Origin of the sequence: Flavobacterium sp. (assembly GCF_027531905.1) — a bacterium.
Classification (GTDB): domain Bacteria; phylum Bacteroidota; class Bacteroidia; order Flavobacteriales; family Flavobacteriaceae; genus Flavobacterium.
Window position 1 is genome coordinate 77,389 of record NZ_JAPZSU010000012.1, and the last position, 15,283, is coordinate 92,671.

The window sequence follows — 15,283 nt, forward strand, 5'->3', positions numbered from 1 at the left end:
TGGTAATTTTTGTTAATTTTTGTTAATGCTGATTATTTATGATTTCATCCGTCAAATGATGATTTTTACAGATAATATTACTACTTTAGAGTTATTTCTTATTTACGCTATGAAAACAATAACTTATCAATCAGATTATTTAGGAAATGGATTTGAATATGCGACTATTGCTCAACCCGATGATTATGAAGGTAAAGTAGTGGCAACAATAATTAGAAAACAGTGTAGCAGACCCAGTACCAAAGCGGTCTTGTATGTACATGGTTTTAATGATTATTTTTTTCAATCGGAAATGGCTCATAAATTTAATGAAAAAGGATTTCATTTTTATGCGATTGATTTACGGAAATATGGTCGTTCTATTTTGCCGCATCAAAAGAGTAATAACATGCGTAGCTTAACAGAATATTTTGAAGATTTAGACGCGGCTTTAGAGATAATGGAGCAAGAGGGCAATAAACAAGTGGTGTTATCGGGTCATTCTACAGGTGGTTTATTGGTTACTTTATATGCATCGCAACGCATCGGGAAAGAAAAATTCGAAGCCATTTTTTGCAATAGCCCCTTTTATGCGATGAATATTCCGGGCTATCAAAAGCGCTTGCTGCTGCCACTGGTTGCCCTTTTCGGAACGTATTTTCCTGAGGTATTACTTCCTGGTAAAATTTCAGAATGGTATGGCCACAGCTTGCATAGTGAAAAGAAAGGGGAGTGGGACTATAACTTGGCATGGAAACCACATTTGGTTCCCGCTTTAAATGCAGGTTGGATCAACGCCATATATCAAGGACATGCGCAAATAAAAAAAGGAATAATTCTCACGCGACCAATTTTGGTGATGCATTCTCATCAATCGATTTATAGCAAGGATTGGAAGGCTTCTTTTTTTGAAGGAGATGCCATTTTGAATGTAAAAGACATCAAGGCAGGAGCAGAAAAGATCCTAGCACCTAAACGCAAGATACACGAAGTTAATGGTGGTATGCATGATCTGATCTTGTCACCCCTTCAGGTACGAGAACGTGTATATCTTGTTTTATTTGAGTGGTTGGAACAAATTATAAAATGATTATTCATAAAACCGTTGATGAAGTTATTTTTGCCACATTAATATAGGATTTATAGCTTCATTAACTAGAAATTGACGCTTTACTATTCACATAGCTCTACTATGTGTGAAGTAATGCTATTTCTATTCTTTCTTTAACGATTTTACTTTTATCAATGATTCTATGTAGCTATATTTTTTATTTTAGTTGAATTTCACCCAACGGGTTATTCTTTACTTATAAATCACCGTTCGGGGTTTATTCAACTCAAAATCAAGTAAGCCAAAATCACTCGTTTCAAAAGCATTTGTTCTAAGATTCTTATCATCGGGACCAAAGGTAGTCGGGTAGTAAGCAAACGACAACTGAAACGAACTAAACACCAAATAATCATTATTGATAATTAAACCTAAGCCAATACTAGAGTAGGTTTGATTCTTAAGCTTGGTGTTTTTATCATTTCCAATAATTCCAAGGGTATAATTAAAAAACGGATTCAAACGAAAACCCCAAAGATCCCATGGAGAATAGCTTTGTGTTTGCGCACTGAAAACCATTTTTTTGGTGCCGTATAAAGCATTGTTGAATCCAGGAATTCCATATTCACCATTTAAGGTGATTTGATCCCCAGTTGCAGCCAATCGATGGTTACCAAATATAACTTGCTGTTTTAAAAACTGTCTAATTTTCCAATCGCCAATCTCGAATAATTTGGTAAAATAATTGGCTTGAAACGAAAAAGCGGATTGAACCGTTTTGGAATGCTGAAAAAAGCTGCCCCATTCGGCATTCATGCTAAAAAATCCCCAACGGAAATAGTTTCCAAACGAAGCTCTTGTGCCTAAATACAATTGCCCCGTATGGTTTTTTCGCTGATAACCTGTGGTTAGACTATAGGTTTTTCCAATAGGTACATCTTCAATAATCCCGTTGTTGAACAAATAGCGCTCTTGGACGAAGTTTCTGGCGTTGATCCCCACGCTCATGAGTAGAAGTTTTTGGTCTGTATAGAATCCAACACTGTCATAAGCTACACTCGGATTTTCTAAAAAATTGATGTTCAAGAAACGACCGGCCACGATCAAGTTGGTAATTTTGCTTTTTTCTGAATGGTCGTTATCCAACGAAAAAGCATGTCCAAGCCAGTAATCATCAGTATTGAACTTGAATCGCTGTTGCGCAAAAACACCATTTTTATCAGCCAAACTATCTTGAATAAACCTTTGTTCATAGAGAATTCCACCTCCCCATTTGGTCAAAGGCGACACAAACATTCTAGAAGCTTCCAAACTTCGGTTATAATTACTGTTTACCTCTTTTTGATGGGTCGCTTGTAATTTGATAAAGGTTTTCCGGAAATTATTGACCGTATACTGCAACAAATGACCATTTTGACTTTCTTTGGAACGATTGGTATATTCTCCTCGAATTTCATGACCTTGACCAAGAAAATTACGTTCTCTAAGTTTTAGGGTGGTTTCGGCAGTGCTAAAAGAGGCATTTGGAATTAAACTCCAAGAATCCAAAACTTGAATAAAAACATCTACATAGTCGGGGTTTTCGGCTACAATTTCCATATGTATTGCCACACTGTTGACAAAACGTTGTGCTCGAATCAAACGCTGACTTTCTTTAACCAATAACGAATCTAACGGTTCATTTTCTTTAAGTAATAAAACTTTTCGAATCGTATAGTCTTTGGATTTAATATGTAATTTGTTTCCCCATTCTTCTACTGTATTGAGTTCTTTTTGGGGTGTAATTGTTTCAAATTGCTGTGTTTTTTTGCCAAAAGGATCAAGAGTAGTGATCGAAATACTTCGGATTATTTTACCTTGATAAGGACGGTAATCTATTTTGGAGATTGGCTTGTTGGGAAGGTTTGGATTTATGGGTCTAAAGATTAAGCGATGCAAAAAACTGGTCGCTTTTTTCTTTTGAGAAAATTGTTGGATGTTTTTATAAATTTTGGCGCTATCTGCCTTTGGTTTTTCATGTTGGGAAAAAGCAAACTGAGATAAAAAAAACAAAACGACTAGTAAAGTAAAAGCTTTTTTTTGATACATGTTGCCTGTTTTTTTTATGTTAATTCAATAATATAAACTTTGCCTAATCTGTAAATTCATTAATGGTATCGCTGGAACTCTTGTTGAGAATTGAAATGCCTTTTTGAAAAAATAAATTATTGGGGTAAATCACCATTTCCCCTTCTTTGGATCGGATGGTTACATGATAAGCACCAATATCTTCAATTTCTCCCTCTACAGGATACTCTTTGTCATGGATCAAAATAGCATCACCAATTTTGAATGGGAACGAAAAGAATAAAATAATTCCTGCAGTTATATTACTTAATATGGACCATTGCGCAAACATAGCAACACCAATTACCGTGGCTACGGATGAAACGGTGATAAAAATATCTTTAGCCTGCACGCCCCAAATCAAAATCAAGGTGATAAGGGCTAAGATAGTAATCAAAATGTTTATGTATTTGATGACCAAATTCGTTCTTCTTTCAATAATTTCACTCGTTTTAGCATATTTTCTAATGAGTTTGGCAACCAAGGCCCGAGTGAGAAAAACTAATACTAATAGTATTCCTGTACTGATTTCTTCTTTGAGATATTGATCAAAAAAATTCATATCCATTAATTTTAAAGTTGACTAAGATACGCAAACACTTTGTCAGTTGGCATTCCCATAACATTAGTATAGGAACCTTCTACTTTAGAAACGCCAATAAAACCAATCCATTCCTGAATTCCGTAAGCACCAGCCTTATCAAAAGGTTGGTAATGGTCTAAATAATAGAGAATAGCTTCATCACTCAAGGCATTAAAGGTGACTTTTGTGGTCTCGGAAATGACTTCTGTTTTGTGCTTTGTTTTAAAACATACCGATGTAATGACTTCATGGGTGTTGTTCGATAAAGATTGCAAAATTTCGAAGGCCTCTTGTGCATCTTTCGGCTTTCCTAAGGGGCGATTTTGGTGCCAAACAATGGTATCACTAGTAATAAGAAGTTCGTTATCTTGCAATTCGCCCTCAAAAGCATTGGCTTTCAGTATAGATAGGTAATTTGTGATTTCTTCTCCTTTTAGCGTATTGGGAAAAATTTCTTCAATTTCTTTGAGTCGGATTTCGAAATCCAAATCTAAGTCTTTGAAAAATTGCTGTCTTCTAGGGGAACTCGAAGCCAAAATAATACGATAAGGCGCTAGTTTATTTTTAAGCATGATGTTGAATGTTGTAGGTGAGTAAGGGCAATAGAAAGAGTCCAAAAAAGACAATCCATTTGAGAACAGTGCTCAAGTGATGCAACTCAGTTTTGGTTTTAGCAGTCGCTATTTTTATGGTAAAATACAAAAAAGGAGCAATAATAAAAACCAAACTGTAAATCGTAATGAGATGCAAATCGTTTAAAACAAAATAGCGATACATGTAATCAAGAAGTAATCCAATCGGGAGAAGACTCAAGACAGCAAGTAATTTGGTTGTTTTAGAAATGCCTAAACGAATCGCCAAGGTGTTCATCCCTTGGTGTTCATCGCCTTTGATATCTTCTAGATCTTTCGTGATTTCTCTTATCAAATGTAAAAGAAAAGCAAAAACGGCATAATCTATCAGTAGGCTGAAAATTGGTATCATTTGCCGTTGATTCTCAGCATAAATAACTGGGAGCAAATCAAAAACACCTATAATCAATACGCTTACGGCTAATAGTAAAGCAATAATGATATTCCCAAGTAGCAGCATTTGTTTTAGAGTGGTGGCATAAAAATAGAGTGTGGCGGCAATTAAAATAAACAATCCAGCAAAATTAGGTTTGTCAATCACGTTTGAAAGATAAAAACCGATGCATACTCCAATTACGGTCAGTCCAATATACAAGTTATAGGCTACACTTTCTTGGATGGTTTTGCCAATAAGTACTTGCTCGGGTTTGTTAATGGCATCGGTATCTTGATCAAAAATATCGTTAATTACATAGCCACCTGCCGCAATACAAATCGTAGCTAAAACCAACAAAACATATTGAAAGTTGGATAAAGCCAAGCTACAATTTTGTTCTTTTAAGAAACCAAAACGCAACATCAATTGCATTAAAGCTAATAAAAGTAAGTTTTGATAACGTAGTAATTGAAGGTATTTCATCATTTTGGTACTGTATTAATTTACGGCGCAGTTTCGAAACGGCAAGGTTTTTTCTCCCATCTCACATTTCACTTTTCACATTTCACTTCTCACATCTGCCTTCTCACTTTTCACTTTCTCCCTTCTAATCATGTTTCCCATCAAAACTTTCCATCCATTTTCCTTGTACTTTCATGACCTGTTCTATCACGTCTCTAACAGCTCCTTTACCGCCATTTTTATGAGAAATGTATTTTGAAATGGCTTTTATTTCTGGACTTGCATCCTGCGGACAAGTAGGTAATCCTACCAATTGCATGACGTGGTAGTCTGGAATGTCGTCTCCCATGTACAAAACGTGTTCAGGCAGAATATTATAGACATCGGTATATTCATCAAAGGTGGCTACTTTATCGGGGGTACCTAAATGAATGTCGGTGATGCCTAAATTTCTCAAGCGCACTCGAACACCTTCATTGCTTCCGCCAGAAATAATACAAACATTGTAGCCATTATCTACAGCTGCTTTTAGTGCGTAGCCATCGCGAATGTTCATGGTTCGTAGCATTTCGCCTGTGGTATTTACAAATACAGAACCATCAGTAAGTACGCCATCTACGTCAAACACAAACGTCGTAATTTCATTCATTATTTCTTTATAACTTTTTGCCATGATTTTGAATAGATTGGGTTAAGATTTTATATATAGTCGATTGATTTTCATTGGATAAAAAAGATTCATGCGCCTCGATGGTAGAAAAATCATTACGTTTTGCAGGTCCTGTTTGGGCTTCTTTTGGGGATAATGTCAATAATTTTTCGGCCGTTTCCAGGATTAAAGGTTTTAGAATATCAAAAGGAACATGGTTTTCTATACAAATTTCATGACCTAATTGATACAAATAGTTGGTAAAGTTATTTACAAAAACTGCCGCCACATGCAATGCTTTTCGTTGATGGGAATTAATCGCATGAACATCATCTGAAATAGCTCTTGCCACTTTCTCTACTATAAAATAATCCTGAGGTTCTACTGTTTCTAAACACATTGGAATCGTTTTAAAATCGACCTGTTTTCCTTTCGTAAAGGTTTGCAATGGATAGAAAACCCCTTTTCTATTGTTGTCATTCAAAGCGTCTAAAGGAGCAGCTCCTGAGGTATGAACGACCAAGCGGTTTTCGAAAGGCAATTGTGATGAAACACTGGCTATGGCATCGTCAGAAACGGCAATGATATAGACGTCAGCTTCTTTCAAATCGCTATAATTAGAAACGATTTTGTCTACCCCAATTCCTGGGATTATAGTTGTTGAATTTCTGGAATACACTTGCACGATTTCTATGCCCGTTGCGGTTAGAAAGGTCGAAATAAGATGTTGTGCTACATTGCCAGCGCCAATAAGTGTTACTCTGATCATCCCGCAAAAATAGTGATTTTTTTATAGTGATAAAAGGGATTGTTTTTGAAGGATACTTTGTTTTTGGAGGCACTATTTCAAACGTTTTTGGAGTTAATTTGTAAGCTTAATTTTAGATTAAATTAACAAGTGTGTTCGTTTCAAATCAACAATATTTAAGTACTTTTGCTACACTTTTACAAAAAATAAATTCCTTTTTAAATGGATAAAAAAATCTACTCCTTTTTGTTTTCTACTCGTTTGATGGCGGTATTGTTCATTGCCTATGCAGTAGCCATGGCTACCGGAACGTTTATCGAAAGTAAATACAATACCGATACAGCCAAAATTTGGATTTATAATGCTTGGTGGTTCGAAGTCATTCATGTGTTTTTCTTGATTAATTTCTTCGGAAATATCAAAAGATACCAGTTATTAAAAAAAGAAAAATGGGCCACCTTATTGCTACACTTGGCTTTTATTTTTATTATCATTGGTGCATTTATTACACGTTATATTAGCTATGAAGGAATGATGCCAATTAGAGAAGGTGCTACTGAAAGCCGAATCTTTTCTGATAAAACGTTTGTAACTGTTTTTGTTGATGGGGAGTACAAAGGAGAAATGAAGCGTCGAACGTTCGAGAAAAATGTGTTGCTTTCTCCGGTGACAAATAATGATTTCTCGATTGAGGATAAATTTGCCGAAATCCCTTTTGAAGTGAATTATGAAAACTTCATCATGGGCGCAAAGGAATACATCAAACCTGATTCTAAAGGAATTTTATATCTAAAAATCGTCGAAGCTGGCGAAGGCGGACGAGAAGAGCATTTCTTGAAAGAAGGCGAAGTACAAAACATTCATAACGTTTTGTATGCTTTGAATAAATATACCGAAGGAGCGATCAATATTACGACTACGGGAAAAGAGTACACCATTCAAACCCCATTTGAAGGAAACTTTATGCGAATGGCGGATAAGTTGGAAGGAAAAGTAGCCAAAGATGTGGTGCAACCTTTAATGATGCGTTCGTTATATTCTATTGGTGAAAAACGAATTGTTTTTCCCGAACCTGCTGTTAGAGGAGTAATTGCTTACGAGTCAAATAATGATTTTAAAGCCAAAACTCATGAAGATGCTTTAGAGTTGACTATTACTTCACAAGGAAAGACTGAAAAAGTGACTGTTTTAGGTTCTAAAGGAAAAATTGGTGATTTTAAAACAGTTAAAATTGGTAAATTGGATTTTGCCATCGCTTATGGAAGTAAAGAATATCTATTGCCTTTCAAAGTAAAACTAAACGATTTTATTGCGACCAAATATCCTGGAACGGAAAAGAGTTATTCGGCTTTTGAAAGTAAAGTAACTGTTTTAGATGGCAAAGATAATTTTGACGCACGTATTTATATGAATCATGTGTTGGATCACAAACAATATCGATTCTTTCAATCGGGTTTCGATCCTGATGAAAAAGGAACCATTCTTTCGGTAAACCATGATTTCTGGGGAACGAACATTACATATTTGGGGTACTTTTTATTATATTTTGCAATGATGGCAATTCTATTTACCAAGCATTCTCGTTTTGGCGATTTGAAAAGAAAGTTAGAAGCAGTAAAGAATAAGAAAGCTAAATTACTTTCTATTTTTTTGTTGTTTTTTGGATTACAAGGTTTTGCACAAAGTCATGAAGGACACAATCACGCGCCTGGTGAAGGGCATGAGCATGAGCAATCTGCAATGCATACAAGAAAAGCGCCAACCGAAGCGGAATTGGATGCGTTATTGAAAACCAATACGATCAAAGCAGAACATGCGGCGAAATTTGGTCGATTGATTATTCAAGATGCCGGCGGAAGAATGAAACCGATTAATACGTTTTCGTCTGAATTATTGCGAAAAGTGAGTCACGATAATACATTTAAAGGGATGAACTCGGATCAAGTGTTTCTGTCAATGACACAATTTGCTAATATTTGGCTAGAAGTGCCTTTGATTTATATCACCCCCAAAAACGATAGTATCCGTAAAATTATAGGTGTTGATAGCAAAGCTAAATTAGTCCCATTTATCAAGTTTTTTGATGAAAAAGGAAACTACAAATTGTCTCCTTATTTGGATGCTGCCTACAAAGCAGCCAATCCAAATAGTTTTGAAAAAGATTTTATTGAAACGGATAAAAAAGTCAACTTAATGGAATCGGCATTGAGCGGTCGTATTTTGAAAATTTTTCCTATTCCCAATCATGAAAATTCGAAATGGGTTTCCTACTTAGAATTGAATGAAGCAGGATTAAAAGGAATGGATTCTACCTATACCAAAAGTATTTTGCCTTTGTATTTTGGCACCTTGAATAATGCCATTAAAACCCAATCCTATGACACTTCGGATGAATTACTTGAAAGTATAAATGGGTTTCAGAAAAAATTTGGTGGAAAAGTGCTGCCTAGCGAAAAGAAAATTGATTTGGAAATAGCTTACAATAAGTATGATGTTTTTCAAAAACTACCAAATATTTACTTGTTAGCGGCAATGATGATGTTAATTTTTACGATCTTACAAATTTTTAAAGATAGAAAAGCATTGCGTATAATAATTAATGGCTTCCATGTTTTTATTGGACTTTTATTTGCATTACATACGGTTGGATTGATTGCGAGATGGTATATTTCGGGTCACGCACCTTGGAGCAACGCTTACGAATCGATTATTTATATTGCATGGTCTACCATGTTCTTTGGATTGGCTTTTGACCGAAAATCAAAATTAACTGTAGCTTCTTCAGCCTTTGTTACAGCTATGATTTTATGGGCGGCATCTTTAAATTGGATTGACCCAGAAATTGCAAACCTGCAACCAGTTTTGAATTCGTATTGGTTAATGATTCACGTGGCGGTAATTGTAGCGAGTTATGGACCAACTGCATTAGGGATGATTCTAGGATTTGTTTCTTTATTGCTGATTTTCTTTACCAATGAAAAGAATAAAGCAAAAATGGAGTTGAACATCCAAGAGTTGACCTATATCAACGAAATGGCATTGACAATAGGTTTGGTGATGCTTACGATTGGAAATTTCTTAGGTGGACAATGGGCCAACGAAAGTTGGGGACGCTACTGGGGTTGGGATCCAAAAGAAACTTGGGCTTTGATCAGTATTATGGTGTATGCTTTTGTGATTCACATGCGATTCGTGCCTTCGTTAAGAGGAAAATGGATTTTTAATTTGATGAGCATGTACGCCTTTCTTTCGATTTTGTTCACCTATTATGGAGTAAATTTCCATTTAGTAGGTTTACATTCTTATGCGAGTGGCGAAGCAAAATCCTTAAGCTGGATTTGGTATTCTTTAGGAACGATTACGTTCATCGGGGCCTTAACCTATCCAAAATATAAGAAGTTTTATAAAAAATAACGTTATTCCCATTTAAATTCAAAATCAGCTGCTTTCCATCAGCTGATTTTTTTTTTTTTTTGATAAAAGATTAACTTTTGTTGATCTAACCAAGATTTTTTTGGAACGAATAAATGGTTACTTTTATGAAAAATTATAAGATGAAAAAATTAGTTTCCATAGTAAGCGTAGCATTACTATTTTTTAGTTGTCAAAATCAAGCACAAACCTCAAAAGTTAATTCTACAGTTATGACTACCAATGTTGCCAAAGAAACCATCTATCAATTTAAAGTAACCGATTTATCAGGAGATACTTTTGATTTCGCTACGTTGAAAGGGAAAAAAATTATGATTGTCAACACCGCTTCCAAATGTGGTTTGACACCTCAATACAAAGACTTAGAAGCTTTGTATAAAGAATACTCCAGCAAAGGATTTGTAATTGTTGGTTTTCCAGCAAATAATTTTGCTTCACAAGAACCGGGAACCAAAGAGGAAATAGCTACGTTCTGTCAACAAAATTATGGAGTAACTTTCCCGATGATGGATAAAGTTTCGGTAAAAGGAAGTGACATGTGTGCTGTGTACCAGTTTTTAACTCAAAAAGCTAAAAACGGTCTAAAAGATTCTGAAGTTGAATGGAATTTCCAAAAATACTTGTTGAACGAAAAAGGGGAGTTAGTTGAGGTTATTTCACCTAGAACCTTACCAACCGACCCAAAAATTATAAATTGGATAAAAAGTTAGTTTGTTATTATATAGTAGTTTTAGTAATTTAATTTGAAAAAGAGTTTGCTTTGGCAAGCTCTTTTTTTGAAATAAAGAGAAATTTTAGAAAAAAATGAACTGCAAATTTGCAAATTTTTTTTACAAAAACTGATGTCTTTGATGGAAAATTATGAAAGTAAAGTAGTTGCTAATCTTGTTGAATTGAAGTTAGAATTTTACTGGTATTTAAAGATATTCATTTCAATCTGCGTCATCCGCGTTCCGTTTTAAAACGATTTACATACAATTTCAGGTAAAATTTATGATTCTTTAGCTATTATTTCTTTTACCGTAGCTTCATAATTTTTGATGCTTTTGGCTTTTTTAATATTCTTATGCACTTTGTGTGGATTTGAAAAAAGCACTGAAAAGTACTCCCACAAATGATGCATTTTCAATAAAATATGAGTAGCCCCAGACAAGGATTCGCTATAGCCTTCGTAAAGTGTGTCGTGAAACTGGCTAAACACTTCCATTTTATTTTTGGGGTATTCGAAAGTATTGTTTTTAATCATATTGGGAAGAAAGGGATCCGCAATCAATCCGCGGCCAATCATCCAGTGGTCGATACTTGGGAAACGTTGCTGCATCTTTTGAAATTGCGCCACCGAAGTGATGTCCCCGTTGTAATATAGTTTATGTTTTGTATTGTCAATGCAGTTTTGAAACCCTTCCAAATCAACACCTCCTTTGTACAATTGTTTTCCTAAACGAGCATGAATGGCAATATTTTTTATGGGATATTGATCCAAAATAGGAAGGACGTCAAGTATTTCTTGTGGCGATTCGTAGCCTAAACGCATTTTCATCGAAACAATGATGTCGGTTTCGGTATGCGCTCTATCGAGTATATGATTGATTTTTTCTGTATTGCTTATTAGACCTGAACCCATTCCAGATTTTGTAACCATCGGATAGGGGCAACCTAGATTCCAGTTGAGTTCTTTGTATCCTAATTCTTTTACATAGCGGGCAACAAATAAAAATTCTTCGGCATCGTTCGTAATTACCTGCGGAATCACTTCAAGTGTAGCATTGTTTTCTGGGAGTAAATCTCTGTGATAGGAATTTTTGATGAGTAATTTTCCGTTCAGCCGAATATAAGGCGAATAAAAAGTGTCGATGCCGCCAAAATATTTTTGTTGTGCATTTCGAAAGCGGTAATCGGTGAATCCTTGTAAAGGTGAAGAAAGCAATGTGAAACTCATAGTCGTAATAAAGCTGCAAAGATAAGTCATTCAATTTTAGAAAGACGAATCTTGGTAGCCCAAAGTATCAGAGTTGTTGCCACGAATTAATAAATATAAGGGGAGTTCATATTTAGCTACAAATTCTCGAATTAATAAAACAAAAAGAAGCCGACAGATTACTCTAATTCAATAAGAAATAAAAAATAATTCGCGATTTCGTGGCAAAATAAAACTACTCTATTCCAAAATCAATTGCATAAATACCGAATGCAACCAACGATCAAATTTATAACCCGATTCTTTGATGATTCCTACGGTTTTAAAGCCAAATTTTTCATGAAACAAAACGCTACCTTGATTTTCGGAATCAATAACAGCTATCATCGTGTGGAGTTTTTGGGCTTTGGCCAAAGCAATTAGTTCTGCTAATAATACGTTTCCAATTCCTTTTCCGTGGTAATCATTCGCTACATAGACAGAATGTTCTACAGTAAATTTATAGGCTTCTCTAAAACGAAACTCGCTGTACATTCCAAAACCAACCACTTGACCATCAACTTCGGCCACGATTACAGGAAAATTTTTGGCCAATTTATCATCCAAAATTGCTTTCTGTTGTTCATACGTTCTGATGTTGTAATCATACAAAGCAGTTGAATGCAAAATGTTATAATTGATGATGTCCAATATGGCTTGTGTATCTTCGGTTTGGTAGGCTCTGATTTCGATTTTCATTTTTAAAGTATTTCTATCCAAAAATAGGAAAAATTGATGTGTTTTGAAGGTTTTCGGTACTCAAGTTTGTAACTTTGCTGCTTATGTTGAAGTACTATAACTTCTAACTTTTTTAACATCTAATTTCCAACTTTAAAAATGGTGTATCCCAAAATACCTTTAGCACAAAGCCTACTTCAGATTTTTTTAGCCAAAGGAATTCAAACAATAGTTATCTCTCCTGGTTCTCGAAATGCCCCTCTAACCATTGGTTTTGCGAGTCATCCTGATTTTACTTGTTATAGCATTGCTGATGAGCGTTGCGCTGCATTTTTTGCGATGGGAATTGCCCAACAAACGCAAAAGCCAGTGGCCGTGGTGTGTACTTCTGGTTCGGCATTATTAAATTATTATCCTGCATTTGCAGAGGCTTTTTATAGTCAGATTCCGTTGATTGTACTTTCTGCAGACCGTCCACAAAGCAAGATAGACATTGGAGACGGACAAACGATTCGTCAAGAGAATGTTTTCCTGAATCATTCGTTATACAATGCCAATTTAACCGAAGACGCTTCTTTCGAGAATGATGTAAAAATCAACGAAGCGATTAACACTTCGATTACCCAAAAAGGCCCCGTTCATATCAATGCGCCATTCGAAGAGCCATTATATGAAACGGTAGAAGCTTTTACAGCTAATGCTCATATCGATGCTACGATTCCTGTTACTGTTGATAAGCCATTAGGTGATTTGACACCTTTTGCGGAGATTTGGAATGCCTCCAAAAAGAAAATGATTTTGGTAGGCGTTAGTGGTTTGGATGCCAATGCGAAGTCGATTAACGTGATTGCGAATGACGATTCGATTATAGTGATGACTGAAACGACTTCGAATATTCACCATCCGAGTTTTGTCAACAATATCGATACGATAATTACCCCGTTTACAAAAGAAGATTTCGAGGAGTTTCAACCCGATATTTTGGTGACTTTTGGAGGAATGGTGGTGTCCAAACGCATCAAAGCTTTTTTAAGAAAATACAAACCCAAACATCATTGGCATATTGACCCTTTGAGAGCTTATGATACGTTTGGTGCTTTAACACACCATTTTGAAGTACATCCGAATATCTTTTTTACCGCATTTTATCCTTTGGCACAAAAAGTTAAGAGCAATTATTCATCCCAATTGGCGCAGGTGAAATATTTGCGCAAGCAAAAACACGATTGGTATGTGTCTAAAATGCCGTTTTGTGATTTTATGGTTTTTGATAAAGTAATTTCGAATTTGCCTAAAAACTCGCAATTGCAAATCAGTAACAGTTCGGCCATTCGATACGCTCAGTTGATTGATATTGACCCATCGATTGAAGTGTTTTGCAACCGAGGAACCAGTGGTATCGATGGAAGTACGTCTACTGCCATTGGAGCGGCTGTGGCTAACGGAAAACCAACCGTTTTTATGGGCGGAGATATTGGGTTTTTCTATGATAGTAATGCCCTTTGGAACAATTATATTCCGAAAAATTTTAAAATCATCCTTATCAATAATGGAGGAGGAGGCATCTTTAGAATCTTACCCGGACATGATGAAACACCAGTTTTTAATACTTTCTTCGAAACCTCACATCACTTAACTGCGGAACATTTGGCTAAAATGTATGGTTTAGCGTACAGCAAAGCGACAGATGCTGCAAGTTTAGATGAGGCTATTGTTACTTTGTTCCAACAAAATGAAGTGCCTCAACTATTAGAAATCTTCACCCCAACGGTTGAAAATGATAAGATTTTATTACAATATTTCAGGGAGTTGATTTGATTTGGAGACTTTTAGTATGTTTACAATACTTGAGTAGCAAAAAACATCAAGTTTAGAGTTTTTTAGGCGCTAAATTTTTACTTAAAAAGTAACCATGGAATAAGCTTATAAAAACTGGTGGATAGTTTTGGATCTTAGTAATTTGGATTTTTTTTTTAAAGTATAAAAGCCTTTCATACTTCTTTCTTAAAACTTTACGTTAACCCCATAATCCATAAATGCATTTTAGAAATTCTTATTCATTTATTTACAAGTTGAGATTTTTATCAGCTTTCCTATTGAGTTGCCATTTTTATCATTTGTCTAATAACGTTTTAAAGCTTGAAGAAATGTAAAAATAAGGAAGTCTCAATTTTCGATTAAATTCTGACTTGGTAAGTACAAAAGCAATTTCAAAGTAAGTCCAAAAACCGCCATTTTTGCAAACTGCTGATGGGGGGCATTTATAATGTTCACGTTGCTGCATATCTAAATTTACCATCCTTTTTATTCCAAATTTATCGGTAAACATAAAAAGTTAAAGGTTAAAAAATCCAGCCTTTAACTTTTGGGATCATTGGTTAAATTATTGCCCCATTTGTTGAGATTCTTCATAATTTGGCCCATATAAAGATGGAACTTTGTTGAACTAAACCTTCGGTAGCACCAAGCAAATGATTTAGTATCTTACGAATATACTTAAAATTCGTAAATTATGACTACAAAAAAAAGAATCCGGAAGCATTAAGGGAAAATAAAATCCTACATCAAGCCAAACGGGAAGTTCTAGGTTTTGAAGAATTACTATCACGCTTTGAGCGCACGGTTTCTGTCTT

12 protein-coding genes are annotated in these 15,283 nt (G+C 35.2%); 4 read left to right on the forward strand and 8 right to left on the reverse strand.

Going from position 1 to position 15,283, the window contains the following annotated elements; all coding sequences use genetic code 11:
• The first annotated feature begins 25 nt into the window (after nt 1-25).
• Nucleotides 26-1,069 (forward strand): alpha/beta hydrolase, encoded by a 1,044-nt coding sequence (locus O9307_RS03950; protein WP_298295556.1) that lies wholly within the window; start codon nt 26-28, stop codon nt 1,067-1,069.
• A 213-nt stretch (nt 1,070-1,282) separates the two neighbouring features.
• Here the strand turns inward: O9307_RS03950 and O9307_RS03955 are convergent, their stop codons facing one another.
• The 6 genes from O9307_RS03955 to O9307_RS03980 all read right to left on the reverse strand — a co-directional run bounded on the left by O9307_RS03955 (nt 1,283) and on the right by O9307_RS03980 (nt 6,604).
• Nucleotides 1,283-3,115, reverse strand: coding sequence for a hypothetical protein (locus O9307_RS03955; RefSeq protein ID WP_298295558.1), 1,833 nt, complete (start codon nt 3,113-3,115; stop codon nt 1,283-1,285).
• Nucleotides 3,116-3,158: 43 nt separating this feature from the next.
• Nucleotides 3,159-3,695, reverse strand: a complete 537-nt coding sequence (locus O9307_RS03960; protein WP_298295560.1) for a mechanosensitive ion channel domain-containing protein — start codon at nt 3,693-3,695, stop codon at nt 3,159-3,161.
• An 11-nt stretch (nt 3,696-3,706) separates the two neighbouring features.
• Nucleotides 3,707-4,288 carry a Maf-like protein gene (locus tag O9307_RS03965; RefSeq protein WP_298295562.1) on the reverse strand — a complete coding sequence of 194 codons (582 nt, stop codon included), beginning with the start codon at nt 4,286-4,288 and terminating at the stop codon, nt 3,707-3,709.
• Complete coding sequence (locus O9307_RS03970) at nt 4,281-5,210, reverse strand: geranylgeranylglycerol-phosphate geranylgeranyltransferase (protein WP_366099989.1); 930 nt, start codon at nt 5,208-5,210, stop codon at nt 4,281-4,283. Before O9307_RS03970 ends, O9307_RS03965 begins: the two co-directional genes overlap by 8 nt.
• Nucleotides 5,211-5,331: 121 nt before the next feature.
• Nucleotides 5,332-5,859: an HAD-IIIA family hydrolase gene (locus tag O9307_RS03975; protein ID WP_298295564.1), complete on the reverse strand. Its 528-nt coding sequence runs from the start codon at nt 5,857-5,859 to the stop codon at nt 5,332-5,334.
• Complete coding sequence (locus tag O9307_RS03980; protein WP_298295566.1) at nt 5,843-6,604, reverse strand: Rossmann-like and DUF2520 domain-containing protein; 762 nt, start codon at nt 6,602-6,604, stop codon at nt 5,843-5,845. The genes O9307_RS03975 and O9307_RS03980 overlap by 17 nt, the downstream gene beginning before the upstream one ends.
• A 201-nt stretch (nt 6,605-6,805) precedes the next feature.
• Here O9307_RS03980 and ccsA point away from each other — a divergent pair, with 201 nt between their 5' ends.
• Both ccsA and O9307_RS03990 read left to right on the forward strand, forming a co-directional pair.
• Entirely contained in the window at nt 6,806-9,997 is a 3,192-nt protein-coding gene (gene ccsA / locus O9307_RS03985) for a cytochrome c biogenesis protein CcsA (protein ID WP_298295568.1), read from the forward strand.
• Between the two features lie 140 nt (nt 9,998-10,137).
• The gene (locus tag O9307_RS03990; protein ID WP_298295570.1) at nt 10,138-10,725 is read left to right on the forward strand and encodes a glutathione peroxidase; all 588 of its coding nucleotides are present in this window, start codon (nt 10,138-10,140) and stop codon (nt 10,723-10,725) included.
• A gap of 281 nt (nt 10,726-11,006) precedes the next feature.
• Here O9307_RS03990 and O9307_RS03995 read toward each other — a convergent pair whose 3' ends face one another.
• On the reverse strand, nt 11,007-11,954 hold the full coding sequence (locus tag O9307_RS03995) for a tRNA-dihydrouridine synthase family protein (protein ID WP_298295571.1): 948 nt from the start codon (nt 11,952-11,954) through the stop codon (nt 11,007-11,009).
• A 219-nt stretch (nt 11,955-12,173) separates the two neighbouring features.
• Nucleotides 12,174-12,671 carry a GNAT family N-acetyltransferase gene (locus O9307_RS04000; protein WP_298295573.1) on the reverse strand — a complete coding sequence of 166 codons (498 nt, stop codon included), beginning with the start codon at nt 12,669-12,671 and terminating at the stop codon, nt 12,174-12,176.
• Nucleotides 12,672-12,809: 138 nt separating this feature from the next.
• On the opposite strand from O9307_RS04000, the gene menD reads away from it, so the two are divergent.
• Nucleotides 12,810-14,468, forward strand: a complete 1,659-nt coding sequence (gene menD, locus O9307_RS04005) for a 2-succinyl-5-enolpyruvyl-6-hydroxy-3-cyclohexene-1-carboxylic-acid synthase (RefSeq protein ID WP_298295575.1) — start codon at nt 12,810-12,812, stop codon at nt 14,466-14,468.
• Nucleotides 14,469-15,283: the final 815 nt, after the last annotated feature.

Bases quoted from the DNA above. Each gene is read 5' to 3' on its own strand.
- O9307_RS03950 (WP_298295556.1), top strand. From the start codon at position 26: ATGCTGATTATTTATGATTTCATCCGTCAAATGATGATTTTTACAGAT.
- O9307_RS03955 (WP_298295558.1), bottom strand. From the start codon at position 3,115: ATGTATCAAAAAAAAGCTTTTACTTTACTAGTCGTTTTGTTTTTTTTA.
- O9307_RS03960 (WP_298295560.1), bottom strand. From the start codon at position 3,695: ATGAATTTTTTTGATCAATATCTCAAAGAAGAAATCAGTACAGGAATA.
- O9307_RS03965 (WP_298295562.1), bottom strand. From the start codon at position 4,288: ATGCTTAAAAATAAACTAGCGCCTTATCGTATTATTTTGGCTTCGAGT.
- O9307_RS03970 (WP_366099989.1), bottom strand. From the start codon at position 5,210: ATGATGAAATACCTTCAATTACTACGTTATCAAAACTTACTTTTATTA.
- O9307_RS03975 (WP_298295564.1), bottom strand. From the start codon at position 5,859: ATGGCAAAAAGTTATAAAGAAATAATGAATGAAATTACGACGTTTGTG.
- O9307_RS03980 (WP_298295566.1), bottom strand. From the start codon at position 6,604: ATGATCAGAGTAACACTTATTGGCGCTGGCAATGTAGCACAACATCTT.
- ccsA (WP_298295568.1), top strand. From the start codon at position 6,806: ATGGATAAAAAAATCTACTCCTTTTTGTTTTCTACTCGTTTGATGGCG.
- O9307_RS03990 (WP_298295570.1), top strand. From the start codon at position 10,138: ATGAAAAAATTAGTTTCCATAGTAAGCGTAGCATTACTATTTTTTAGT.
- O9307_RS03995 (WP_298295571.1), bottom strand. From the start codon at position 11,954: ATGAGTTTCACATTGCTTTCTTCACCTTTACAAGGATTCACCGATTAC.
- O9307_RS04000 (WP_298295573.1), bottom strand. From the start codon at position 12,671: ATGAAAATCGAAATCAGAGCCTACCAAACCGAAGATACACAAGCCATA.
- menD (WP_298295575.1), top strand. From the start codon at position 12,810: ATGGTGTATCCCAAAATACCTTTAGCACAAAGCCTACTTCAGATTTTT.